Origin of the sequence: Sphingomonas sp. Ant H11 (assembly GCF_000797515.1) — a bacterium.
Classification (GTDB): Bacteria; Pseudomonadota; Alphaproteobacteria; order Sphingomonadales; family Sphingomonadaceae; genus Sphingomonas.
In genome coordinates this window covers 1-23,600 of sequence record NZ_JSBN01000051.1, presented here as the reverse complement: position 1 = coordinate 23,600, position 23,600 = coordinate 1, and the positions used below count along the sequence as shown (strand labels likewise).

Annotated in this window: 21 protein-coding genes, 1 tRNA gene and 3 pseudogenes; 7 read left to right on the top strand and 18 right to left on the bottom strand. The window is 63.9% G+C overall.

What is annotated here, in order from left to right; translation table 11 throughout:
* Positions 1–4: 4 nt before the first annotated feature.
* On the bottom strand, positions 5–1,600 hold the full coding sequence (locus NW75_RS27345; protein ID WP_269430314.1) for a TRC40/GET3/ArsA family transport-energizing ATPase: 1,596 nt from the start codon (positions 1,598–1,600) through the stop codon (positions 5–7).
* Positions 1,597–1,797 carry an ArsA-related P-loop ATPase gene (locus NW75_RS27340; RefSeq protein ID WP_269430313.1) on the bottom strand — a complete coding sequence of 67 codons (201 nt, stop codon included), beginning with the start codon at positions 1,795–1,797 and terminating at the stop codon, positions 1,597–1,599. The genes NW75_RS27345 and NW75_RS27340 overlap by 4 nt, the downstream gene beginning before the upstream one ends.
* Before the next feature lie 268 nt (positions 1,798–2,065).
* On the opposite strand from NW75_RS27340, the gene NW75_RS10745 reads away from it, so the two are divergent.
* Positions 2,066–3,142: an NAD(P)-dependent alcohol dehydrogenase gene (locus NW75_RS10745; protein WP_033965214.1), complete on the top strand. Its 1,077-nt coding sequence runs from the start codon at positions 2,066–2,068 to the stop codon at positions 3,140–3,142.
* Between the two features lie 52 nt (positions 3,143–3,194).
* On the opposite strand, the gene NW75_RS10740 is transcribed toward NW75_RS10745, so the two are convergent.
* The 6 genes from NW75_RS10740 to NW75_RS10715 form a co-directional block, all read right to left on the bottom strand.
* The gene (locus NW75_RS10740) at positions 3,195–4,094 is read right to left on the bottom strand and encodes a ribose-phosphate diphosphokinase (RefSeq protein WP_033965212.1); all 900 of its coding nucleotides are present in this window, start codon (positions 4,092–4,094) and stop codon (positions 3,195–3,197) included.
* Positions 4,091–5,578, bottom strand: coding sequence for a thymidine phosphorylase family protein (locus tag NW75_RS10735; protein WP_033965211.1), 1,488 nt, complete (start codon positions 5,576–5,578; stop codon positions 4,091–4,093). Before NW75_RS10735 ends, NW75_RS10740 begins: the two co-directional genes overlap by 4 nt.
* 91 nt (positions 5,579–5,669) lie before the next feature.
* On the bottom strand, positions 5,670–6,950 hold the full coding sequence (locus NW75_RS10730) for an MgtC/SapB family protein (RefSeq protein WP_033965210.1): 1,281 nt from the start codon (positions 6,948–6,950) through the stop codon (positions 5,670–5,672).
* 199 nt (positions 6,951–7,149) lie between these two features.
* Positions 7,150–7,488 (bottom strand): TraR/DksA family transcriptional regulator, encoded by a 339-nt coding sequence (locus NW75_RS10725; RefSeq protein ID WP_033965209.1) that lies wholly within the window; start codon positions 7,486–7,488, stop codon positions 7,150–7,152.
* Entirely contained in the window at positions 7,488–7,733 is a 246-nt protein-coding gene (locus NW75_RS10720) for a hypothetical protein (RefSeq protein WP_033965207.1), read from the bottom strand. Before NW75_RS10720 ends, NW75_RS10725 begins: the two co-directional genes overlap by 1 nt.
* Before the next feature lie 81 nt (positions 7,734–7,814).
* Complete coding sequence (locus NW75_RS10715; protein WP_231565132.1) at positions 7,815–9,353, bottom strand: MBL fold metallo-hydrolase; 1,539 nt, start codon at positions 9,351–9,353, stop codon at positions 7,815–7,817.
* Between NW75_RS10715 and NW75_RS26365 the strand changes: the two genes are divergently transcribed.
* The gene (locus NW75_RS26365; protein ID WP_231565134.1) at positions 9,237–9,596 is read left to right on the top strand and encodes a hypothetical protein; all 360 of its coding nucleotides are present in this window, start codon (positions 9,237–9,239) and stop codon (positions 9,594–9,596) included. The two genes, NW75_RS10715 and NW75_RS26365, sit on opposite strands and share 117 nt — an antisense overlap.
* Here the strand turns inward: NW75_RS26365 and NW75_RS25145 are convergent.
* Positions 9,538–9,762: a hypothetical protein gene (locus NW75_RS25145; RefSeq protein ID WP_197057789.1), complete on the bottom strand. Its 225-nt coding sequence runs from the start codon at positions 9,760–9,762 to the stop codon at positions 9,538–9,540. The two genes, NW75_RS26365 and NW75_RS25145, sit on opposite strands and share 59 nt — an antisense overlap.
* On the opposite strand from NW75_RS25145, the gene NW75_RS10705 reads away from it, so the two are divergent.
* Positions 9,710–9,970: a hypothetical protein gene (locus NW75_RS10705; RefSeq protein WP_033965204.1), complete on the top strand. Its 261-nt coding sequence runs from the start codon at positions 9,710–9,712 to the stop codon at positions 9,968–9,970. The two genes, NW75_RS25145 and NW75_RS10705, sit on opposite strands and share 53 nt — an antisense overlap.
* A 100-nt stretch (positions 9,971–10,070) precedes the next feature.
* Here the strand turns inward: NW75_RS10705 and NW75_RS10700 are convergent, their stop codons facing one another.
* Both NW75_RS10700 and NW75_RS10695 read right to left on the bottom strand, forming a co-directional pair.
* A complete protein-coding gene (locus tag NW75_RS10700; protein WP_033965203.1) occupies positions 10,071–10,907 on the bottom strand; it encodes a universal stress protein in 837 nt (278 codons plus the stop codon).
* Between the two features lie 221 nt (positions 10,908–11,128).
* A tRNA-Ser gene (locus tag NW75_RS10695) sits at positions 11,129–11,219 on the bottom strand.
* 114 nt (positions 11,220–11,333) lie between these two features.
* On the opposite strand from NW75_RS10695, the gene NW75_RS10690 reads away from it, so the two are divergent.
* Positions 11,334–12,239: a peptidylprolyl isomerase gene (locus NW75_RS10690; protein WP_231565122.1), complete on the top strand. Its 906-nt coding sequence runs from the start codon at positions 11,334–11,336 to the stop codon at positions 12,237–12,239.
* Between the two features lie 3 nt (positions 12,240–12,242).
* Here NW75_RS10690 and NW75_RS10685 read toward each other — a convergent pair whose 3' ends face one another.
* From NW75_RS10685 to NW75_RS10670, 4 genes are read right to left on the bottom strand one after another with little or no spacing between them, the layout of a single operon-like run.
* Positions 12,243–12,845 (bottom strand): ABC-type transport auxiliary lipoprotein family protein, encoded by a 603-nt coding sequence (locus NW75_RS10685; RefSeq protein WP_033965201.1) that lies wholly within the window; start codon positions 12,843–12,845, stop codon positions 12,243–12,245.
* A complete protein-coding gene (locus NW75_RS10680; RefSeq protein ID WP_033965200.1) occupies positions 12,842–13,813 on the bottom strand; it encodes an MlaD family protein in 972 nt (323 codons plus the stop codon). The genes NW75_RS10685 and NW75_RS10680 overlap by 4 nt, the downstream gene beginning before the upstream one ends.
* Positions 13,695–14,636 carry an ABC transporter ATP-binding protein gene (locus NW75_RS23755; protein WP_156143020.1) on the bottom strand — a complete coding sequence of 314 codons (942 nt, stop codon included), beginning with the start codon at positions 14,634–14,636 and terminating at the stop codon, positions 13,695–13,697. Before NW75_RS23755 ends, NW75_RS10680 begins: the two co-directional genes overlap by 119 nt.
* Entirely contained in the window at positions 14,633–15,730 is a 1,098-nt protein-coding gene (locus NW75_RS10670; RefSeq protein WP_033965197.1) for an ABC transporter permease, read from the bottom strand. The genes NW75_RS23755 and NW75_RS10670 overlap by 4 nt, the downstream gene beginning before the upstream one ends.
* Positions 15,731–15,793: 63 nt before the next feature.
* On the opposite strand from NW75_RS10670, the pseudogene NW75_RS10665 reads away from it, so the two are divergent.
* Positions 15,794–16,464 (top strand): annotated as a pseudogene (locus NW75_RS10665) (HAD family hydrolase).
* 26 nt (positions 16,465–16,490) lie between these two features.
* Here the strand turns inward: NW75_RS10665 and NW75_RS10660 are convergent.
* From NW75_RS10660 to NW75_RS10650, 3 genes and pseudogenes are all read right to left on the bottom strand, one after another.
* Positions 16,491–17,753, bottom strand: coding sequence for a DUF445 domain-containing protein (locus tag NW75_RS10660; RefSeq protein WP_052192361.1), 1,263 nt, complete (start codon positions 17,751–17,753; stop codon positions 16,491–16,493).
* Between the two features lie 79 nt (positions 17,754–17,832).
* Complete coding sequence (locus tag NW75_RS10655; RefSeq protein ID WP_033965195.1) at positions 17,833–20,997, bottom strand: efflux RND transporter permease subunit; 3,165 nt, start codon at positions 20,995–20,997, stop codon at positions 17,833–17,835.
* 4 nt (positions 20,998–21,001) lie between these two features.
* A pseudogene (locus tag NW75_RS10650) lies at positions 21,002–22,181 on the bottom strand (efflux RND transporter periplasmic adaptor subunit).
* 305 nt (positions 22,182–22,486) lie between these two features.
* On the opposite strand from NW75_RS10650, the gene NW75_RS10645 reads away from it, so the two are divergent.
* Together NW75_RS10645 and NW75_RS10640 are read left to right on the top strand one after the other, a co-directional pair.
* Positions 22,487–22,747, top strand: a complete 261-nt coding sequence (locus NW75_RS10645) for a GlsB/YeaQ/YmgE family stress response membrane protein (RefSeq protein WP_081988733.1) — start codon at positions 22,487–22,489, stop codon at positions 22,745–22,747.
* 88 nt (positions 22,748–22,835) lie between these two features.
* Positions 22,836–23,556: pseudogene (locus NW75_RS10640) on the top strand (SIMPL domain-containing protein).
* Positions 23,557–23,600: the final 44 nt, after the last annotated feature.

The window sequence follows — 23,600 nt, the reverse complement described above, 5'->3', positions numbered from 1 at the left end:
CAGTTCATGCGCCGTCATGGGCGAGCCGTGCGAGCGCGGGGACGCCCACCGGCGGTGTGGCCTGCCAAGGCACAAAGAACAGTCGCTTAGCCATCGATCCGCGTATGCGATCGACCTGTTTCAGCTCGCCGCTGAGCCGCTGGCGCAGCAGTGGATCGCTCGAGCCAGCCGCCAGCAGGCTCTTGTTGATGATCCAGGCAAAAGGCTCGATTTGCGCGCGCCGCAAATCGTCCTGCAATGCGCTTGCCTGCGAGACAGGTGTGGTCTCCGCAAGAGTAACCAGCAGAATATGCGTATAGTCGGGATCCTGGAGCCGCATCAGCGGCGTAGTTATGCGGCCGGCAAGGTCGTGCAAAGTCGATTGCCGTGTCATTTGGCGGTGATAGGCGCCGGTCGCATCCATTAGCAGAAGGCTGTGACCGGTGGGGGCCGTGTCCAGCACGACAAACGCGCTGCGCGCCTCGGCGACGATATGCGAGAAGGCATGGAAGACGGCGACTTCCTCCGTGCAAGGCGAGGCCAAGTCCTCGCGCAGCAGGGCCTGACCCTGCGCATCGAGCATGCCGCCTCTCTGCTCCATGATCTTGGCGATGTACCGCTCGGTTTCCGCTTTGGGATCAATCCGGTCGACGCGAAGCCCGGCGACATTCCCGGTCATCGTCATTGCCAAGTGTGCGGCGGGGTCAGTGGTACTGAGATGCACGCTGTGGCCACGCTCGACGAGCCCTAGCGCTATGGCCGCGGCGATGGTGGTCTTGCCCACGCCGCCTTTTCCCATCACCATGATCAGCCCTTTGCCGTCCGCTGCGAGCAGGTCGATCAGTCGATCGAGGCCGGGCAGGTCGCCGACCCATGGCGCAGCAACGGCGGGTTCGCCAGGGTTTGTCGACAATGGGCCAGAGCACAGGACTGAACGTAGCGCGTCCAGGCCCATCATCTCGAAGGGGCAGAGCTCTATGTCGTCGCGCGGAAGCTTCCGGAGCACGGCTGGCATCTCTGCCAGCGCCTGCTGTCCCTGGGCCTCCAGCGACGCCGCCGTCGCGTCGGATGGGTCGCTGGCGCGGAACAGGCCGTTCACAACGAGATGCTGGTTGCCGAGCCCCAGCACCGCCAACTCGGTCGAGGTTCGACCCGCCTCGGCGATCGCGCCGCGTTCCGGGCGCGTCACGAGAATGACGGCTGTGGCCGCGGGATCGCACAACGCCGCCATGGCTCTTCTGAAGCGCTCCTCTTGCGTCTTGAGTCCCGAGTGAGGTCCCAGGCACGACGCGCCTTGGTCATTTTCCGCGAGGAAGCCGCTCCAGGCCTTGGGCAGGCTGAGCAATCGCAGCGTGTGCCCCGTCGGCGCGGTGTCGAAGACGATGTGATCATAGGTGCCGTCAGCATCGGCAAGGCGGCCGACGAATTCGTCGAATGCCGCGATCTCGGTCGTACAGGCGCCCGAAAGCTGCTCACGAATCGTATCGCGGTCCCGGGCGCTCGCATCGGGCTCCATTTGGGCCAGCACGCGCGTGCGATAAGCTTCTGCCGCAGCGGTCGGATCGATGTTCAGGACGTACAGGCCGGGAGCGTTCGGCACCGCGACCGGCTGATTGGTCAAGGGTACGTCCAATATTCGTCGAGATTGGAGGCAGGATCGGTGCTGACGAGCAGGATCGATTTGCCGCGATCGGCAAGCGAAAGGGCGGCTGCGCATGCGATCGACGTCTTGCCAACGCCTCCTTTGCCCGTGAAGAATAGGAAACGGGTGGGTTCGACCAGAAATTGTGGGACGCGGGTCAGCGAACTATCGTTCATGACTTGGCTTGATCCTCTTCACTGCGGGGACGCCCGCCGCCGGCTGGCGCTGCAATTCACAAGATGTGGAAGGGACCGAAAAGTTCGAATCCTCTTTGTTGAGGGATGGCTTACCGCTTCGCTCAGCAGCCGGGCATACGTAGTCTCACGGCGTGCCGGGAAGTGTGGAAGCGCAGACCAAGGGCTACGCAACGTCACGTAGAGACCCCGGGGTGGCGTTGGACATAAGCCAATGTGCGGTTCGTCCGCGTCGATGGAGTTCTGACTCATGGCACTGAAGATGAAAGCCGCCATTTTCCTCGAACCCGGTCGAATCATCCTGGGGGAAAAACCGGTGCCGGATGTCGGGCCTCTGGATGCGCTCATCCGAGTGACGACCACCACGATCTGCGGGACTGACGTCCATATCCTAAGGGGCGAATATCCTGTTGCGCGGGGCCTGACGGTGGGACACGAGCCGGTCGGCATCATTGAAAAGCTCGGCTCGGCGGTCGTCGGCTATCGCGAGGGTCAGCGCGTGATCGCCGGCGCGATCACGCCGTCGGGCACCTCGAATGCATCTCTGTGCGGCTTCCACTCGCAATGCGGCGGCGCACATGATCATGGCTGGAAAGCGATGGGAGGGTGGCGGTTCGGCAATACGATCGACGGTGCGCAAGCGGAGTACCTGCTCGTGCCCGATGCGATGGCCAACCTCTCGCCGGTGCCCGACGGCCTCACCGACGAGCAGGTGCTGATGTGCCCGGACATCCTCTCGACCGGATTCAGCGGCGCAGAATCCGGCCGCATCCGTATCGGCGACACGGTCGCCATATTCGCGCAGGGGCCTATCGGCCTGTGCGCCACCGCTGGCGCAAAGTTGATGGGCGCGACCACCATCATTGCGGTCGATACCCTGCCCGAAAGGCTGGCGATTGCCCGCGCGATGGGGGCGGATCATGTCGTCGACTTCAGCAAGGTCGACCCGGTCGATGAAATTCGCAGGATCACCGATGGCCGCGGCGTCGATGTCTCGATCGAGGCGCTTGGGCGGCAGGCCACTTTCGAGGCAGCCTTGCGCGTGCTGCGGCCGGGCGGCACGCTCTCCTCGCTCGGCGTGTATTCGGAGGACCTTCGCATCCCGATCGATGCCTTTTCCGCGGGCCTCGGCGACAACCGGATCGTCAGTACGCTCTGCCCGGGCGGCAAGGAACGGATGCGGCGGCTGATGGACGTCGTGGCTTCAGGGCGCGTGGACACCGGGCCCCTTGTCACTCACCGTTTCGCGCTCGACGACATCGAGAGCGCGTATGAACTTTTCTCCAACCAGCGGGATGGTGTGTTGAAGGTCGCGATCCGGCCCTGACGGTTCGCGCTGCCCGCCGAGTTTACGGGCACAGGCGCGGCGGCAATTCTTTTCATTGCGCGGCGGTCGGCGTCCATCGCACAAGCGCTGAGGCAAGGGCTGGCGCGATAGCGACGCTTGCGGTTGGGCCTGCCACGGTATCGGTGGACCGAACTCGCGCCACCCCCGCAGCGGCGAGTTTCGCGAGATCGTGAGGACTGGCCAGACAATGTGTGGCGACCGCCTCGATGCGTGTTGCGCCAGCGGCGTGGAGCAGTTCGGCGCATCGCACCAGGGTGCCACCGCTCGAGATGAGATCGTCGATCAGCACCACGGTCCGCCCCTGCACCCGCTCGATACCGGCTATCTCCAATTGGACATGGCGATCGCCTAGCCGCCGCTTTTCACCGACCAGGACCTGGAGACCCAATGGAGCGGCGACGGTTTCGACCCAGGGCCGGGATTCAGCGTCCGGGCCGATCAGCATGACGGCTGATGTTATCTCCGGCCGGAGCAATTCGACCAATGTCTCCGCAGCCGACACTGCGACTGCATCGATCCCCGGGGCAACTGCCGCTAACGAGGCGGTTCGGTGGAGATGCGGATCGACCGTCACCAGCATGTCGAAATGCGCCGCGAGCAGCGTGCCGATCACTTTCTGGCTGACTGCTTCGCCGGGCTGGAACGCGATGTCCTGGCGCATATAGCCGAGATAGGGTGCAACCAGGACGATGCAGCTCGCACCGCGGTCCCGCAGGGCCGAAGCCGCCAGCATCAGTTCGACCAGTTTCTCGTTGGGATGGTCGAGCGAGCGATACAGGATTGCGGTGCGCTGCGTATCCTCAACCCGGACGAGGCTTTCGCCATCGGGAAAGCGACGGACGTTGACCGCCCGGCAGTCGATACCCAGCAGGTCGGCCAGGCGATGAGCGGCCTGAAGGGATTCGGCAAAATGATGGATCGTCGCGATCATGACAGCAGCCGGTAGCCCGAGCCCTCGGCCGCCAGATCGCAGGCAAAGCGCAGGCCGGTCTCCGACTGCGCGTGGATCCGGTAAAGCGGCTCACCCCTGCGAACCCTGTCACCGATCTTGCACAGCAAATCGATGCCCGCGCCCTTGTCCATCGGCGCGCCTGCCAGCCGGGCGATGCGCGCGATCAGGTGACAGTCGATCGCAGCGACCGAGCCGTCCTCGTCCGCGAGGATTTCGCTACGCAGCGCGCCCGGACGGAACGTCTGGGTCTGCGCGCCTTGCGCCGCAACGAGGCGTTCCATTGCCGCCAATGCCTTGCCCGATGCCAGCAGGTCGAGCGCCCGCGCATAACCGCGCCCACCCTCCAGGTCAGGATCGAAATCGAGCACGCGTCCCGCCAGCAGCAGCGCCCGCTCGCGCAGATCGTCGGGGGCGTCCGCATCGTTACGCAGCACGGCCATCACGTCGCGGGCCTCCAGCACAGGCCCGATGCCGCGTCCGATCGGTTGCGAGCCGTCCGTCAGCACAACATCGACCGTCAGTCCCACCTTGTGCGCGACATATTCGAAGAGCTTGCGTAGTCGCACGGCTTCGCCCTGCGAACGGACCTTGGCGGTGGGACCCACCGGAATGTCGATCACCATATGGGTGGAACCGGCGGCGAGCTTCTTGGACAGGATCGATGCGACCATCTGTTCGAACGTGTCGATGCGGAGTGGCCGCTCGACGGAGATCAGGACGTCGTCGGCCGGGGACAGGTTCATCCGCCCGCCCCAGGCAAGGACGGCCTTTTCGGTCGCGACGATGGCCCGCATGCGTTCCGCCGACAAATCGACGTTTGCAAGCACCTCCATCGTGTCGGCGGTCCCGGATGGGGAGGTGATCGCGCGCGACGATGTCTTGGGCATGATGAGACCGTGCGCCGCGACAATCGGCACGACGATCATTGACGTGCGATTTCCCGGGATGCCGCCGATGCAATGCTTGTCGACCACCAGCGGAGCATGCCAGTCAAAGCGGTCGCCGGCATCGGCCATGGCGCGGGTCAACGCGAGTGTTTCCTGGGTCGTCATGAAGCCGGCGCAGGCCACCAGAAAAGCGCCAATCTCCATCGGCGAGTAACGATAGGCCGCGACATCAGTGATGATGGCAGCGATCTCGCTGTCGCTGAGAACATCGCCGCCGATCTTGCGCCGGACGGCCTCCAGGCTGCGGGGCGGCTTGGCCTGCGCGATCAAGACGCTCTCGCCTTCGGCTAGCCCGAGTCGTCGGAAGGCCTGCTCGCCCAGGCCGATTTCGCCGTCGCCGACGATATTCGGATCGTCGCAGATCGCCAGCGTTGCGAGAATGCCGCTAGCGTCTCCGGTGATCTCGATCTTGCGCATGGCCTGAAACTGCTCCGCGCCATAGCCGTCGGCCGAGCGTAGCAGGAATGCTGTGTTTTCAGGATAAGTATCGACTGCCACGCGCCTGATCTTCAACATCGATATCCCCGTTCGCGTATATCATGGCATTGCGCATGGTGCTCGAATGTCGCCGCCAGATGCGGCCGCGCCGCCGAATCAAGATGTGCCCTCACGAGCCAGCCTGACGCAGCACGATCGGCAGCATGAGCAGGCCGGCGGCGACGCTTGCCACGAGCGGCAAAGCGGCTTGCCAGCCCCTGGTCCAGCCAGCGAGGCTGATCGCCGCTCCTGCCTTGAAGAGCGTGTTGAGCATGACGGGCGCTGCGAGCACGAGGCCTGCGGTTCGCGCATCAAGTGTTCCGGACGGCAATCCGCCCATGGTGATGATGGCGGAATCGACATCGACCATGCCGGACAGGGCAAGCACGGTCGCAAGCCCGGCATCGCCGAACTTATGCAACACCCAGCGCGAGACCAGCGAGAGTACCATCACCAGCGCCATCAGGGCGAGGGCTGGCAGGATGTCGAATGGGTTGCGAACCGCGACCTCCTCGGTCGGTTTGGCCGGACGCCGCATCGCAATGCGCATATGCCAGAGCGTCGCCGCCGCGCTCATGAGCGCGGCGGGAACGACAAGCAGCGCCAGCGTGGAAAATGCAAAGGGTGCGAGCACCGCCACCAGGACGAGCACGCGCAGCAGCATGACCGTCGAAGCGGTAGCGATTCCGGCGATGAGAATGGGAGCGCGCTCGTCGATATTGCGTAGCCTGGTGGCCAGGGCCGCCGTCACCGCGGTCGACGAAACCATTGCCCCGGCGCCCGCCGTCGCGATCGTGCCGCGCGATGCCCCCAACCGCTTGCTGGCAACATAGCCGGCAAACGAGAAGCCCGACACCATCACGACGACCATCCATAGCTGACGCGGGTTCCAGGCATCGAAGGGGCCAAAGGTACGATCGGGAAGCAGCGGCAGGATAACCATGGCTATCAGGGCAAACCGCGCGATCGCATTCACTTCGGCTTCACTCAACCGCTCGACCCAGACGTGAAGCTGCGGGCGCAAGGCCAGTACCAAGGTGATCACGACGGCGATGATCGTGGCGAGCATCGCTTGCTGGGTCGTCGCAAGAAACCCGCAGCCGAGGGTCAGCAGGCCCACCAAACTAGCTGTCCCACTGACCTTGCCACTTCGCCACGCCAGCTCTGCGTAACCAAGCAGGACCAGGATGGCCGCTCCAGCGAGGATGATCGTTGCGACAATGCTGTCGCTTGAATGGATGGCACCGGCCATGCCGCCTGCCAGCCCGAGTAGGCCAAAGGTGCGAATGCCTGCGAAGCGGGAGCCCGGCGGCTCTTTACGCAGCGTCCATCCGCGCTGGATACCGATCAGCAGGCCAAGCGTGAGCGAGAGGGCAATCGCTCCGATCGCGTCGATGCTGGTGGCCCCCAATCAATCTCTCCACTGTAGGGGTTCGTCGATCTCCGGGGGGCCGTGTTCATCGTTCCCGTCAACAGAAGGTCGAACCAACGGAAATCTGTCATCGATCAAGTCGAGCGTAAGCGTTTTTACGAAGCGCACGTTATCGGGAGCCGTACGAACTCGAAAACATCCTTGCGCTGGTAAAGCACTTCCGCGCTCCGGTCTTCCTTCACGGTCTGGCGATATGCCGCGTGCTGGCACAGCCGATGCACTCAGCAGCCGCGGGCAATACGTTCAGCCGCTCGGCCGCAATGACATTGCCGCAGCTGGTGCAAATCCCGTAGCTGCCCGAGCCAAGCCGAGCGATGGCGTTCCTGGTCAGTTCGATCTCGGCGAGCGTCGAGCTTTCCAAAGTGTCCAGCGCCTGGTCATCCTCCCGGTCGACCGCCTGTTCGGCAAAGTCGTCGTCGAGCGGTCGGCCCAGTTCGGCTTCGATCCGCCCAACCTGCGACATCAACGCGGCAAGTCTCTCGGTTAGACGGCTACGGGCCTCTGTCTTATCCGGCATCAGGCCACCTTCCTGTCGGCGATCATGGTTGAAATCTCGTCGGGCAGACCGAGCCGTTGCTTATTCAGTGTCTCCTGACGGATGACCGGCGACAAGCGCGTGTGGCGAATCGCAAGGAGAAGACCCTGGTAATTCTTGACGAATTGGCGGTGAATCGACCGCGCCTCGCTGCATTTCGCAACCTGTCCGAGGAGCCGATGCGCACACGCTCGCTTGAGTAGATAGGGAATTTCGAGTTTGTCCATGGGGCACCTCCGCACAAATACGGTGGCACCCATCCGATACGGAGTCGTTACGGGATTCTCCGTACCCTCCACCCGTCCAGATCAGCCGATGGCCGAAGGGAGATTTTCGCGGCTGTGGCGTCGAACCGACTGTTCTGCGCGGGCATGCTTGTAGCTCTCGAGCACCGCTCGCATGTCGGCGACGGCATGCTCGCGAGCCCTTGTGTCGTTGATTTGCGCGAGCTCTCGTTTCAGCTTGGTCGCGAAATCGGCATAGCTGTTCTGCCAGTCGGGTCCGATCACGTCCTGAAGTCTCGGATCGGCGGTCCTGGTTCGCGCGGCGGGCTTCGCGGGCGCGAGATGATAGGCCTCCCCGATCTCGGGCACGAGGATCGAGGACGCGATCTGCCTGGTTTGGGCGAACTGGCGCAGCGTTTCGATCGACGAGGCTTCTCCATGCCCGAGGAAGAGGCTGCCGCCAACAGGACGGCGAGCCTCCATCCAGGCGAGCAGTCCATCCTGGTCGGCATGTGCGGAATAGGTCTCGATGTGGCGGATCTGTGCGCGGACGACGATATCCTCGCCCCAGATTCGCACGCGTTCGGCGCCTTCGAGGATCACCCGGCCCAGCGTTCCTTCGGCCTGGAAGCCGACAAACAATATCGTCGCCTCGCGCTTGAACAGGTTGTGCTTGAGGTGATGTCGGATGCGCCCTGCCTCACACATGCCGGACGCCGCCAGGATGATGGCACCCGAGACGCTGTTGAGCCGGATAGACTCCGCGGTCGCATCGACGAAATGGAAGGCCGTGTTGCGGAAGATATTTTCGCCGTTCATGTCCTCGAGCGTATCGGCAAACTTCGCGAAAACGCTCGTTGCCCTGTTGGCCAGGGGTGAATCCACGAAGATCGGCACTGACCGGATGCGCTTCGCGTCGATCAGCGCGGCCATGTCGAGCAGCAGCTCCTGCGTCCGTTCGAGCGCGAACACCGGGATGATAAGGTTTCCGCCGCGGGCCAGCGCCTGGGTGATTTCCTTCTCCAGCAGGGCGCGGCGATCAACGATCGTTAGGTCTTCCCGCTTGCGGTCTCCGTAGGTGGACTCGCAGATGACATGATCGAAGTCGGCGGGACTCTCGGGGTCGGGGTGGAAGGCCTTGTGTTCAGGCCCTATGTCGCCCGAGCAAAGGATATGGGTGCCATCGACCTGCAGCTCGACCGATGCAGACCCCAATATGTGCCCGGCGTTCCACAGACGCGCCTTGAAACCGGGAACGGGTTCAAACCATTCTTCGAGCGGGATCGGCCGTGTCTGTCGCCAAGCAGTCATCGCGTTTTGTTCGGTGTAGATCGGCTCGATATCCGGCAGGTCGGCGCGATCCTTGCGCCGGTTACGTCGGGCGGCGTCGCCCTCCTGGATGCGCCCCGCATCGGCAAGCATGAATTCGAGCAGCGCGGCGGTCGGCTCGGTGCACCAGATGTCGCCGGTAAAGCCTTCGGCCACCAGCCGAGGCAGTAAACCGCTATGGTCGATATGCGCGTGCGTCAGGATGACAGCATCGACATGGCGCGCGTCGAACGCAAATGCGCTGCGGTTCAGCGTCTCCAGCGTACGCGACCCCTGGAAGAGGCCACAGTCCACGAGGATGCGCTTTCCCCTATGTGTGAACTCCATGCAGGAACCCGTGACCGTGCGCGCCGCGCCGTGAAAGGCGAGTGTGAGTTTCTCCGTCATGCTGCCGCGCTGCTGATCAGGTCCATGGAATACCGCTACGCCGAACCACCGAGCCCGACACTTGGTATGTATACTTATCTTGGACTCATTCTCAGGCCGGCCCGGTCGCTGTCGATAGAACTGCCCTTTTCAATGGCATCGAAATGCTGAGCTTCACGCCGAAATATCCGCGATCATCGGGCCCACGGTCCCAACCTCCTATCACCTTTGCCTTGCAGGTGACCGGCTTGCCCTCCGGATTGAGCCGAAGGATCGCTGGCCGGATGTCGGCCGACATCTCGGATGGAACCCAGCCCACCGCGCGGTGGTCGATCATCACGCCGATCGCATTTGGATCGCGCGAATTATCGTCGAAGAGAGCTGTGCCGGAAAATGACAATTATGCCCCTCTTCGCAGCGCCCCCCCGGTCAGCGCTCAGATTATCCTGCCATTGCATCTCGCCGACCAGATCAACATTGAAACCATGGGCGCGCCGAGCGGCAAGACGCCTCGCTCGAACCACCAGCATCCCGTACCGTCATAATTGGCCGGAAAGTGCGGCTGCCCCGCCACGCGGTGAGGTCTGGCAAAAAAGCGCTTTGAACAGGGTCACCGCTCGTCTCCAGGCCAGCTTTCAGCCGCCATCAATGCGATAATATGATGGGAAGATCCGGTGATGCCAGGACGGAGCGGGTCGCGCCGCCGAGGACAAACTCGCGGGCGCGCGAATGGCCGTAGGCGCCCATCACCAGAAGGTCAGTTCCCGAAGCCTTGCAATTCGCCAGCAGCGCCGTGCCGGCATCGCGGCCATCGGCGGGAATATCGACCGCTTCTGCTTCGATCCCGTGGCACGCAAGATTGCGGCAGATGTCCGCAGCGGAACCCGACATTGTCTTATCGTTATCACCCGACACCCAGGCCACACGCACCGTCTTGGCGAGGCTGCAGAATGGGAGCGCATCGGCCAAGGCGCGGGCGGCCGCACGGCTACCATCCCAGGCGACAGTAACGATGTCGAGCCGATGTCCACCGCCGCCACTCCGCGGCATCAGGTAGATCGGCCTCCCGGACTCGAACACAAGGTCTTGAACCACGTACGCGATATCGAGGCCGTCATCGATGGGCACGACGGTGATGTCGTGAGACCGCGCGCGTTTCGCCAGTTCGCGGGACATGGCGAATTCCGTGCACTCGATCAGGGTCTGTTCGCCACGGGATTGGGCCGGAATACGCGTGGTCATTTCATCCAGAAGATGTCGTGCGCTTTCCCGGCTCTTGGCATTTTCCTCCGCGATCAGTGCGTTGGCATGCACCAGCTTGTCGGCAAGCCAGTTCGATACGCGGGGGATGACGATCTGACAGACCACACCGGACAGTCGAGCATCGAGCGTTGTGGCAAGGGATATTGCCGCATCGATCGACCAGCGCGGCGAGTGCTCTGGCGCACTGCGAAGCTGCAGTAGAATGTCGTGAATGCCCATGTGAAAACTCTCCCGTTGAAGGGATATTAGGCTCACTTGGAATCCCGGGAGATGCGTAGATTCCCGGACGCTTTCCCATTGCCAGGCGCGCCGGCCGTGCGGCTCGTCTCAGAATTTGATCGGGTGGTCGCAGCGGTTCGCAGAAATCCGCCTCATAAACCCGGACGGAGACCCGGACGGACCAACAAAACCAGAAAAAATCTAATGATTTCAACGGATTTTGGCGGAGCGGGAGGGATTCGAACCCTCGATACGCTTTTGACGTATACTCACTTTCCAGGCGAGCGCCTTCGACCACTCGGCCACCGCTCCGCATGTCCTGGACAGAACGGTCGCCCTAGAGCGTCCGTGGCGACTGTGCAAGCGATCTGCTGCGGGCGGGGATTGCGCCCGTGCATATGAGCGTGGCACGATGGCACAATGCCGATGGTCCCGCCAATCTTCGCCCTGCTAGCCGCCGCCCAGATCGCCGCGAGCGCACCGCCCGCGCCGACGCCCAAGCCGACCGCTGCACAACTCGCCGCCGCCGCCCCGGCGGAGGCGTGGGCAGGGATCGACCCAAATGATCTGCTTCTGCTCGACTTTGCCGATGGCCAACGCTCCGTCATCTGGCTCGCCGCCGAGTTCGCGCCCGTGCATATCGCCAATATCCGAACGATTGCGCGCAGCGGGTGGTGGAGCGACGCGACGGTGTACCGCGTGCAGGACAATTACGTCACCCAATGGGGCGATGCGAGCGAGAAGAAGCCGCCCGCCGTCGGCATCGATCGTCATCCGCCGGCCGAATATGAATGGGCCTGGGGCGCGCATGGCCGTGCCGTCGCCAATCCGTATCGCGATGCCTATGCGACGCACACCGGCTTCACCCCGAGCGGCTGGGCCGTGGCGGGCGACGGCAAGGCGCAATGGCTGCCGCATTGCTACGGCATGGTCGGCGTAGCGCGCGATCTCGCACCCGATACCGGCACCGGAGGTGATCTTTATACCGTGATCGGCCACGCGCCGCGGCATCTCGATCGCAACATCGCAGTGGTCGGGCGGGTGATTGACGGAATGGCGGCGCTGTCGGCCCTGCCGCGCGGCACCGGCGGGGGACTTGGCCTGTATGAAGATGTGAAAATGCGCGTGCCGATCAAGCGCATCGTTCTTGCCGCCGATTTGCCGCCGGGCGAGCGGCCCGCATTTCAGTACCTACGGCCCGACGCGCCAGTATTTGCCGCAACGTTGGCGGCGCGCGCCAATCGCGGCGGGCCGTTCTTTACCGTGCCTGCGGGTGCCGCAGACCTCTGCAACCTGCCGGTGCCGGTGCGCGCGGCCCCGCCACCGCGCTGAGGCTTATTTGCCGACCCAATCGGCCACTTCGCCCGCAACGGTGTTGGCGGCCTGATTGAGGGCGACGCTGACGGGTCCTGCTGCAATCGCGCTGGCGTGAACGCGCGCCTCGAAGCGGCGTTTCTCGACGATCTTGCCGGTGGTGCGGATCAGCGATCCGTCGAAGATGACCACCGCGTCCTGCGTGGCCGCATCGATGCCAAACGCCCGCAATTCACCCGACAGCACCGCGCCGGGATCGGAAAACGCCTGCGAGCTGCTCAGCACGATACGACCGGTCTTTGCGGGGATCGTGTCCGATAAAAGCCGCGCGAACATGCGGTTGGGCGGCTCAACCCATTGCGCCTTGGCGACATAGGCGATCGAGGTCTCGCTCGCTTGCACCGGAATGCGTGTCCCGGCGAGCGACTGGCCGACCACCGGCACCTGGATGGTGATGGTGGGCGCGGTCCCCGAATTCTGCGTGTTCCCGACGGGCAAGGTGGTGGTCGAGGTCAGCGTCAGCAGCGAAGGGGGCGGCTTCGGCGCAAAGCTGATGCAACCCGCCAGTGGCACCATCGCAGCCAGTGCGAGCAGCACTTTGGTGGACGAACGAACCATAGTCACTGTCCCTTTCCGGGCTTGTAATCGGGCAATTTCGACTGGCCGATCAACGAGCTTGCGCCGCCGCGATCGAGCTTTTCGGCGACCGAGGTGAGCGCCTGCGACATCTGGCGCAGATCGTGGACGAGTTGGCCGACCTCGGGGATGGTCTGCTTGGAGAACGCCTGCAAGCCGGGCCGCGCATCGCTGACGGCGGCGTCGAGCGTTTCCATGCTGTGCTGCGCGCTGGCGATCGCCTTGTTGAGGTTGCCCATCACCGGATGGATATCATCCTTCAACATGCCATTGGTGGTGTCGGCGAGATTGCCGATCTGTTCGGCGGCAATTCCCGCCTTTTGCAAGGTCGTTTTGGTTTCGGCGAGCGTGGCGGCGATGTCGGGACCGCGATCGGCCAATGCCTTGGTCAGGCGATTGGTATTGGCGAGGATGCCGGTGATCGACTGCTGGTTCTTCTCCGACAGCACGTCGGACAGTTTCTCGGTCAGCGTCGAAATACGTTCGAGCAATTGCGGAGCCGAACTCAGCAATGCACCGAGGCCTCCCGCCTTGGTCGGGATCGTCGGCACGCCATTGGGGCAATCGTTGAGCGGGTTGACCGCCGGACATGTGATCGGCGGTGCGCCCTTGATCGCGCCATCGAGCTGCACGGTGCTGGTGCCGGTAAAGCTGCCCTGCAGCGTGGCGGTGGTGCCGACCAGGATTGGCGTGTCGGCATTCACGCTGATCCGCACGCGCACCAACTGCGGATCGGGCTTCCACAGCTTGATTTCCTTGACCTGGCCCGACGGCACGCCCGAAAAGGCGACCGCCGATCCCACGGCCAGACCATCGACCGATTGCTTGAAGAAGATATCATATTCCTTGTCGGTGGCGGTGCCCCAGCGTGCGATCCACACCAGGAACAACAACATCACCGCGATCAGGATCAGCACGACGGTGCCGACCAGAACATGGTTCGAGCGGGTTTCCATCAGCTACTGCCTTTCGCTTGCGCGCGTCTTCATTGTTGTGGACTGTGGCGATCGCGGCGCGCCCGCGCGGCCCCTTGAAATATTCCTGGATCCAAGGGTGGTCGAGCGCCAGCAGTTCGTCGATCGTGCCCACCGCAATCACCTTCTTGTCGGCCAGCACGGCGACGCGGTCGCAAATCGCGTAGAGCGTATCGAGATCGTGTGTGATGAGGAACACCGTCAGCCCCAGCGTCTTTTGCAGCGAGGCGGTGAGTTCGTCGAACGCAGCCGCACCGATCGGATCGAGCCCTGCGGTCGGTTCGTCCAGGAACAGCAGTTCCGGATCCAGCGCCAGCGCCCGCGCTAGCCCGGCACGCTTCTTCATGCCGCCCGACAGTTCGGCGGGGAATTTCGGCCCTGCGTCGGCTGGCAGACCGGTCATCACCACCTTGTACGCCGCGATTTCGTCGAGCAGCGCGCCTTCCAGATCGGGATAGAATTCGCGCAGCGGCACTTGCACATTCTCGGCCACGGTCAGCGTCGAAAACAGCGCCCCTCCCTGGAACAGCACGCCCCAGCGCTTGGTCAGCCCGGTGAGGTCGATTTCCTCGCGATTGACGGTCGATTCGCCAAACACCTCGACGTCGCCCGCGACCGGCACCTGTAAGCCGATGATCGAGCGCATCAGCACCGATTTGCCGGTGCCGGAGCCGCCCACCACACCCAGAATTTCGCCACGACGCACCGTCAGGTCGATGCCGTCATGCACCACTTGGTCGCCAAACGCGCTGCGCAAACCGCGCACGACGATGACGGGATCGTCTGCCTTGCTATCGCGCGTCATATCCAGCCGATCGAGGTGAAGAAGACCGCGAAGAAGGCATCCAGCACGATCACCAGAAAGATCGCCTGCACAACCGCCGATGTGGTGCGGGTGCCGACCTGTTCGGCGTCGCCCTCCACCAGCATGCCCTGGAAGCAACCGGCCACGGCAATGATGAGGCCGAACACCGGTGCCTTCACCAACCCGACATAAAGATCGGTGATCGGCACGACTTCGCGCAGCCGCTGGACGAAGGTCACCGGCGGAATTCCGAGCGAGACCCAGCATAGCAGCAGACCGCCGATGATCGCGACGATCGACGCGTACATGCCGAGCAGCGGCATCATGATCACCGTCGCCAGCACGCGCGGCAGCACCAGCGCCTCCATTGGCGACACGCCGATCGTGCGCATCGCGTCGACTTCTTCGGTCAGCTTCATCGTGCCGATCTGTGCGGCAAAGGCCGAGCCCGATCGCCCGGCGACCATGATCGCGGTCATCAAGACGCCAAGTTCGCGCAGTGTGATTCGCCCGACCAGATTGATGGTGAGGAACTCCGCCCCGAATTGCTGCAACTGCACAGCTCCCTGCTGTGCAATAACGATGCCGATCAGAAAGCTCATCAGGCCGATGATGCCAAGCGCGCTCACCCCCACCACTTCGAAACGCTGGATCACCGCATTGAAGCGAAAGCGCTTGGGGTGGGTCGTCACATGCCAGAAGGCGATCAGCGTCGCGCCAAGAAAGCCGAGCAGGCCGTAGAGCGTGCGTCCAGTCTGGACGACCGCATCGCCGATTTCGCCGACGACGCGGGTTAAGCTCCCAACGGGGGCGGGGCGCATCGCCACCGGCTGGTCTGCATGGGCGACTTGCGACAGCAGATGTTCGCCATCGGCATCGAGCCCGACGACATCTGCATCATGCTCGGCGGCGAAGCGGTGGATCAGCCATGCCCCCACCGTATCGATTCGCGTGATCGCGCTCAGGTCGACATGCGCGACCTCGCCCTGAAAAGCGCGCAATTGCTCGGGCAACGTCCCGATCGCCGCCAACGAAAGGCTTCCCGTGAAGCGCACGGTGTCGCGGTCGAACGAGAAGGCGGCCATATCGGTCATCTGCTGCCTTCTGTGCTGCAATCGGGGTAGATCGGCAAGGCTCGAACATCCTATGGCGCTGCAATGCACCATCTTAGCGTCTACGATATGGACAAGACTATTACATACGCGCCGACTTGGACTTCGTTCCTTGTCCGCACGGCATGGGCGGAGGCTCCCTGGCGGCTGGCCTTGCTCCCGCTCGCCGGTCTGGCGACGTTGGGCTATGCTGTCGGAGCGATCGGGCGGGCCGGGTTGAAGGAAAGGACGCACGCGCTCCTGCTCGGTAACGCCTTGCCCGAGGCGGTGGCAGCGCGCGCTGCGGCACGATTCGCGGATCGGATCGTGGGCACGGGCGTCTATGCTGGTGCGCTCGCGCAGATCGCGGCGGACCGTGCCGCGGGCTATCGGCTGGTCCTGGCGACTGCGTCCTACGGCTTTTATGCGCGCGCGATCGCCGAACGGCTCGGCTTCGACGCCGTGATCGCGACCGGGGTGGTGCAGGAAGGTGGCGTCCTGCGCGCGCGCATCGCGGGGGAGAATTGCTATGGCGCGGCCAAGCTTCGGATGATCGAGGCGTGGCTGGCAGCGCAGGGGATCGCGCGCGCCGACGCCGTGGTGCGCTTCTATTCGGACCATGTGTCGGACGCGCCGTCGCTGGAATGGGCCGACGTCGCATCGCCACAAACCCGCACCGGCGGCTTCGCACGCTGGCGCACGCGCGCGGCTGGGCGGTGGAGGATTGGGAGCGTTAGGGCGCGGGCCGGGTATTCGGCGACCGTTACAACGCGACATCCACTGCATGAATTGCCAGCCCGACCAGGCCGCCGACCAACGTTCCGTTGACGCGGATATATTGTAGATCGCGGCCGACCGCGTTTTCCAGGCGGCGCGTGATCGTGCCCGCATCCCAGCCCTGGATCGTTTCCGACACCAGCCGCACGATGCCGTCGCCATAATCCGCCGCCATGCCGACCACGGCGCGGCGCACGAACCGGTTGATCGTCGCGCGGAGCTTCGCATCGGTCTGCAGTGTTTCGCCGAGCTGGCGTAGCGCATCGCCGACCGGGCCTGCCAGCATCGCATCAGGGTTGCGCGCGATCCGCAGCATACCGCCGCGCGCCTGCTCCCACAGCCCGTCGAGCCAGCGCTGCATCGCGGGATTGTCGATGATCTCGCTTTTCACCGCCGCCACGCGCTCGCGCATGCGGGGATCGTTGATCAGATCATGGGCAAGCGCGGCGAGCCCCGCCTCGGCCTTTTCGCGCAACGGGTGGTCGGGATCCTCGGCGATGCCGGTCAGCAAGCCATTGAGGCCATCGATGATCTTGGTCGCCAGCGTCTCGTCCAGCCCGGTCCAGCGCATCACGCTGCCTGCCCGGTCATGCACCATCTGGCGGATAAGCTGTTCGTTGGAGGCCAGCAACCGTGCGCCCCAGCGCACAATACCGTCGAGCAGCGGCAAATGCCTGTCTTCGGCGATCGCCGCGCTCAACGCCTGCCCGAGCAAAGGCGATACGTCGAGCGCGCGCAGCCGTTGCCCGATCCCGGCCTTGACCATTCCGCCGAGCCGCTGCTGGTCGAACGCTTCCAATATATGCGCGGCCAGGGCGGCGGCACCGCGTCGCAACCGGCCATCGCCGCCGGGCGGATTGGCGAGCCAGCGGCCCGCCGCTCCGGCTATGTCGACCCCGCGCATGCGCCGCGCGACGACGCCCGGAATCAGGAAATTGTCGCGCAGGAAAGCGGCGAGCGTGGTGCCGATGCGATCCTTGTTGCGCGGGATGATCGCGGTGTGCGGGATGGGCAAGCCGAGCGGATGGCGGAACAAGGCCGTCACCGCGAACCAGTCGGCCAGCCCGCCGACCATCGCCGCCTCGGCAAAGGCCCGTACGAAGCCGAGTGCGGGATAGCGATCATCGAAGGCGCGCGCGATCAGGAAGGTCGCCGCCATGAGCACGAGCAGCCCGCCCGCGATCCAGCGCATCCGCACCAGGCCAGCGGGCGGGGCCTCGAAGGTGCGGGGTGGTCGGGTACGGCTCATGCCCCGACCAATCCCCGAACGCGGCGATAGTTCAAGTGCAAAGCGAATTTCGGGCGATCCCAGACTTCGCCCAACCTGCTCACTCGGCGGGATGCGGCTCGTCGTCCCCCGGCTGATACACGATTCGCGATGGGCCAGCCGGGCCGAGTTCGGGCCGCCGCGGCCGGTTTTCGATCAGCGGGCCATGATCGTCGCCGGCGCGATAGGTCAGCAGGTTGCGGCGCAGGAACGGACCAACCCGAGCTTCGACGCCGACCGCCAGGCTGAAGCTTGCCGGTACGATCAGCAGCGTCAGGATCGTCGACATCGTCAAACCGCCGATCACGGTGATGCCCATCGGTACGCGTGACGAGCCATCGCCGGTGAGCGCCAGCGCGGTCGGCATCATGCCAGCGACCATCGCCACCGTGGTCATCACGATCGGCTGCGCGCGCTTGTGCCCGGCGTCGATGATCGCGGCGACCTTGTCGACGCCCTTGTTCATCTCCTCGAGCGCGAAGTCGATCAGCAGGATCGAGTTCTTGGCGACGATGCCGAGCAGCATGATCAGGCCGATATAGACGGGCATCGAAATCGGCGTGTTGGTGATCCACAGGCCAAGCAACCCGCCGAGCGGCGCAACCGCCAGCGACAGGACGTTGACGAAGGGCGGCAGCAAGCGCCGGTACAACAGCACCAGCACCGCGAACAGCAACACGACACCGGCGAACAGCGCGACGATGAAGTTGTTGATCAGCTCATTCTGCCACTTCGACTCACCCAGAACGAGCTCTTTGACGCCCATCGGCAGGGTCTTCATGATTGGCAGCGCATGGATTTCCTTCTGTGCGGTACCACTGACGACGCCCGGCGCGAGATCGGCACCGACAGTCAACTGCCGCTGTTGCGCCACGCGCTCGATCTTGGTCGGCCCCGCACCGAAGCCGATATCGGCGACGACGTTGAGCGGGACCGAGCCGCCGGTGGCGGTTTGCACCGGGATGTTCTGGATCGTCGACAGGCGCTGGCGCGAATCCTGGTCGAGCGCGACGCGGATCGGGATCTGGCGATCGGACAGCGAGAATTTGGCGCTGTTCTGGTCGATATCGCCAAGCGTCGCGAGCCGGATCGCGTTGGACATCGCTGCGGTCGTTACGCCCAGGCTTGCCGCCAGATCCATATGCGGCGTGATGACGATTTCAGGGCGTTTCAAATCGCCAGCGATGCGCGGCGCGACGACATCGCCGAGCTTGGACATCTGCTCGACCAGCTTGGCACCGGTTTCGGCGAGCAATTTGGGGTCGTCGCCACCAAGCGTGACGGTGAGCGCGCGCCCGCCGCCGCCCCAGCCGCTGCTCGAGCGGAAGGAAACCCGGGCGTCGGGAATGGCCTGGAGCGCCGGTGCGAGCGAGCGCTCGAACTCGTAGCTCTTCATCTTGCGCTCGCGCTTGGGTTTGAAAATGGCGGTCACCCGGCCATTCCCGACAAAGGCACGCGAATAGACCGACTCCACGCTTGGCTGCTTCTGCAGGAACGCGGCAACCCGGTTCACCACGGCCTGTGTTTCGGCCAGCGTCGTGCCAGGCACCATTTCGACCAGCGCCGTGCTGCTGTCGCTGTCGCGCAGCGGCTGGAAGGTCGCGGGGATCGACATGAACAGGAAGATCGTTGCGCCGAATGCAGCGGCCCCACCCACCACCGCCGACCAGCGATGCAGCAAGGTCCATTGCAGGATGCGCATATAGATATCCATGATCCGGCCCTCGCCGTGCGAGGCCTCGCCATGCGCCTTCAGAAAATAGGCGGCGAGCATCGGCGTGATGAGGCGCGCGACGGCAAGGCTCATCAGCACCGAAGCGACGACGGTCAGGCCGAAATTCTTGAAGAACTCACCCGAAATGCCTGGCATCAGGCCGACTGGCAAGAACACCGCGACGATCGCCATGGTCGTGGCCAGCACGGCGAGCCCGATTTCGTCGGCTGCGTCGATCGCGGCCTGATAGGCCGATTTGCCCATCCGCATGTGCCGAACGATGTTTTCGATTTCCACGATCGCATCGTCGACCAGCACGCCCGCCACCAGGCTCAGCGCCATCAAGGTCATGTTGTTGAGCGTGAAGCCGAGCAGCTCCATCACCCAGAAAGTCGGGATTGCCGAGAGCGGGATGGCGAGCGCGGCGATGATCGTCGAGCGCCAGTCGCGCAGAAAGACGAAGACGATCAGCACCGCGAGTGCCGCCCCTTCGACCATCGCCTCCATCGCCGCGTCATATTGCGCCTTGGTATATTTGACGCTGTCCGAAATGCGTTTGAAGTGAACCTTGGGATTGCGCTCTTCGAGTGCGGCCAGCTTCTTTTCGGCTTCTTCGAAAACGGTGACGTCCGAGGCACCCTTGGCGCGCTGGAAATCGAAGCTCAGCACCTGGCGGCCGTTGAGCTGCGAAGCCGAACGCTGCTCGGCATAGAGATCCTCGACACGGCCGAGATCCGCGACCTTGATCGTGCGGCCCGAGCCGGTGGCGATTTGAACCTGGCCGAGATCATAAGCGGTCTGGGCATTGCCAAGCACGCGCACCGATTGTTCCGAGCCCGCAATCTGGGCGCGCCCGCCGGCCGCGTTGAGGTTGACCAGGCGCAATTGCTGGTTGACCTGCGCGGCGGTGAGCCCCTGCGCCGACAGCTTCAAGGGATCGAGAATGACACGGATTTCGCGGTTGACGCCGCCATTGCGCTGCACCCCGGCCAGACCCGAGACCGACAGCAATTCCTTCGACACGGTATTGTCGATGTACCAGCTCAGCTGTTCGACGGTCAGGTCGGTGCTGATCGCGGCATAACTGGCCAGATCGTTGCCGGTGGTGTCGGCGCGCATGATCTGCGGTTCGAGAATGCCCTCGGGCAGATTGCTGCGGATTTGCGAGATGGCTGAGCGCACGTCCTCGACCGCGCGATCGATCGGCGTGCCGATCGCGAGCTGGACGATCGTCTGCGAATCGCCTTCGGTTACGGTCGAATCGATCTCGTCGATTCCTTGCAGCGATCGAACGGCAGCCTCGACACGCTGGGTAACCTGCGTTTCCAACTCGCTCGGCGCGGCACCGGGCTGCGCGATATCGATGATAACGACCGGAAAATCGATGTCCGGCTGGTTGTTCACGTCAAGGCTGCGAAAACTGACGATCCCGGCGATCGTCAGCATGACGAACAGCACGATCGACGGAACCGGGTTGCGGATCGACCAGGCAGAGATGTTCCGGAAGCTCATCGTCCTACCTCTTGTTCGCCGCGTCCGCTGTCACCAGCGCCGGCTTTACCTTTTGACCCGGATTGAGAAACGCGCCAGCCGTCAGGACGACCCGTTCGGTGCCATTCAGTCCAGACGCAATCGCGACACCCGAATCGGATACCCCTCCGACCTTGATCGCGCGCCGGACAACTTTGTCGTCGGCCGACGACATAGACATAGTTGCCCTTTTCATCGCTCTGGATCGAGGCGTTGGGCAATTGCGGGACGTCGGTCGAGCCCGAAACGATGGTTGCGGCAGCAAAGCCGCCGGGTCGCAGGAGCGGGTTATAGGACAGTGCGATGCGCGCGATGCCTTGACGCGTTTGCGGATCGATCACGGGGGAGACCTGCCACACCTCGCCGGTAAACACGTCGCTGCCGCCGACCGGCGTGACCTTCGCCTGCGATCCTACGTGAAGCCCGCGCAGATCGGCTTCGCTGACTTGCGCGCGCAGCTCCAACTGGCCGTTTTCCGCCATGCGGAACAGCACGCCCGAGCCCGCCGAGACGACCTGACCGGCCTCGACGTTGCGCGTCAGCACCAGCCCGGCGGCGGGTGCGCGAATGTCCAGGCGACCATTGCTCGCCTGTTGCTGCGACAGCTGCGCTTCGGCCACCTTCACGCGCGCGGCGGCGGCGTCGCGAGTCGCGGTCTTGGTGTCGATGTCGGAGCGGGAGATAAAGCCCCGCGACACCAACTGCTTGGCGCGGTCGAGTTGGGACTGGGCGAGCGTCGCGTCGGCCTGCGCGACCTTGATCTGCGCGGCCAGCGAGGCCGCCGTCTGCGTTTGCACCGAGCGGTCGACTCGCGCCAGCACTTGGCCCTTCTCGACCCATTGGCCGGGTTCGACCAGCACGCGGGTCACGATGCCGCCTTCGCCGGAGACGCCGACGGGCATGTCACGCCGTGCGGCAAGCGACCCCGTTGCCGAAATCGTGCGCGCGACGCTGGAGCGGCCGGGGATCACCACCGATACCAGCGGCAATTGTTCTGTCGGCTTGGCCGCGGGTGGGCTGCTCCGACCGAAGATCAGATAACCGCCCACCAAAAGCAGCACAATCACCGCGCCGACAATGGCAAACAGCCGCCAGCGCGGCCGCCCGGGGCCGCCCGGTAGGCTGAGCACCTCCTCATTGCCGATCGCCCGCGTCTCATAGTTCATGTGCGTCAATCCCCGCCCCCTGGGCTCTCATCCTATCGCGACAGTGTGCGGCTGCCGACGTTCATTCTTGCTGTGTTATAGAAATAGATCACCAACCTCAAGAGGCTGATCTGTCAGAATATGGCATGGCGTGTTTCTGGCCCGCTCGCAATACGATCGGCGCGAATCGGTCGCAACCGCGCAGCTTTATGTCCGCTTATGGCCCCATTTTGTCACGGTGTCGAAACAAACTGCTTGCATCGATGCAGGGCGGGCGCGAGGCTCGCCCGGATTGCCACAATGCGGACGCTATGGGAGAAAAGGCGATGGAACGTTCTATTCTCGGTTGGCTGCTGATCGGACTGGTTGCCGGCGTGCTCGGCAAGCTCATCATGCCGGGTAGAGACCCGGGGGGCTTTATTGTTACGATTCTTATCGGCATTGCGGGCGCGTTTCTTGCGGGGTTCATTGCCAAATCGATGCACATCGCGTTGGTGGGTGGCTGGGAGAACTATGCGGCCGCGACTGGCGGCGCGGTTATTGTCCTGGCTCTGTACCGTATCGTTGTTGTGCGGCGTAATCGATAATCTGTTCATCTCCGGTTGGTGAGAAGGCTGCCATCGTCGCCCGCACAATGCGAGCCGAAGAGCGGTTCGTTCTACCGGGAGTGTTTTCATGCGTTCGACCTTCTTTCTGCTTGCCCCCGCTTTGATGTTGGCGGCGGTCAGCCCCGCTGTCGCGCAAACCGCGCCGGCCTTGCTGCCCGATGGCACCCTGCTCGATATCACGGCGGAGGGGCACGTCGCGCGGGTGCCCGACGTTGCGACGATCCGGGCAGGGGTGGTTACGCAAGGACAGACAGCAGCGGCGGCGCTGTCGGACAATGCCGCGCGCATGGTCCGGGTTCTCTCTGCGCTGAAAAAAGGCGGGAGTCTCGGCTCGCGACGTGCGCACCGCCAATGTCTCGCTCAGTCCGCAATATCGCTACGCAGACGGGCAGGCCCCGGTGGTCACAGGCTATCAAGCCAGCAACAGCGTCTCCGTTCGCTTTCACGATGTTGCCAAATCAGGGGCAATTCTGGATGCGTTGGTCGCGGAAGGCGCGAACCAGATCGATGGGCCAAGCCTCTCGATCGACCAGCCCGACGCGGCGCTTGATGAAGCGCGGAGTTCGGCGGTGAAGATCGCGCAGGCGCGTGCCGAGCTTTACGCCAAGGCTTCCGGGCTGTCGGTGGCACGGATCGTGTCGATCGCGGAAAGCGGTGCCAATGACGGCGCGACGCCACAGCCGCCGATGCTCTTTGCCCGCCAGATGAAGGCGAGCGACGCGACCCCCGTTGCGGCGGGCGAAACCGAAGTGTCGGTGACGCTGTTGGTACGCTTCCTGCTCAAATAATCTGCGTCGCCTGGGCGACGCTTGAACGAAAAAGGCCGCCGGGC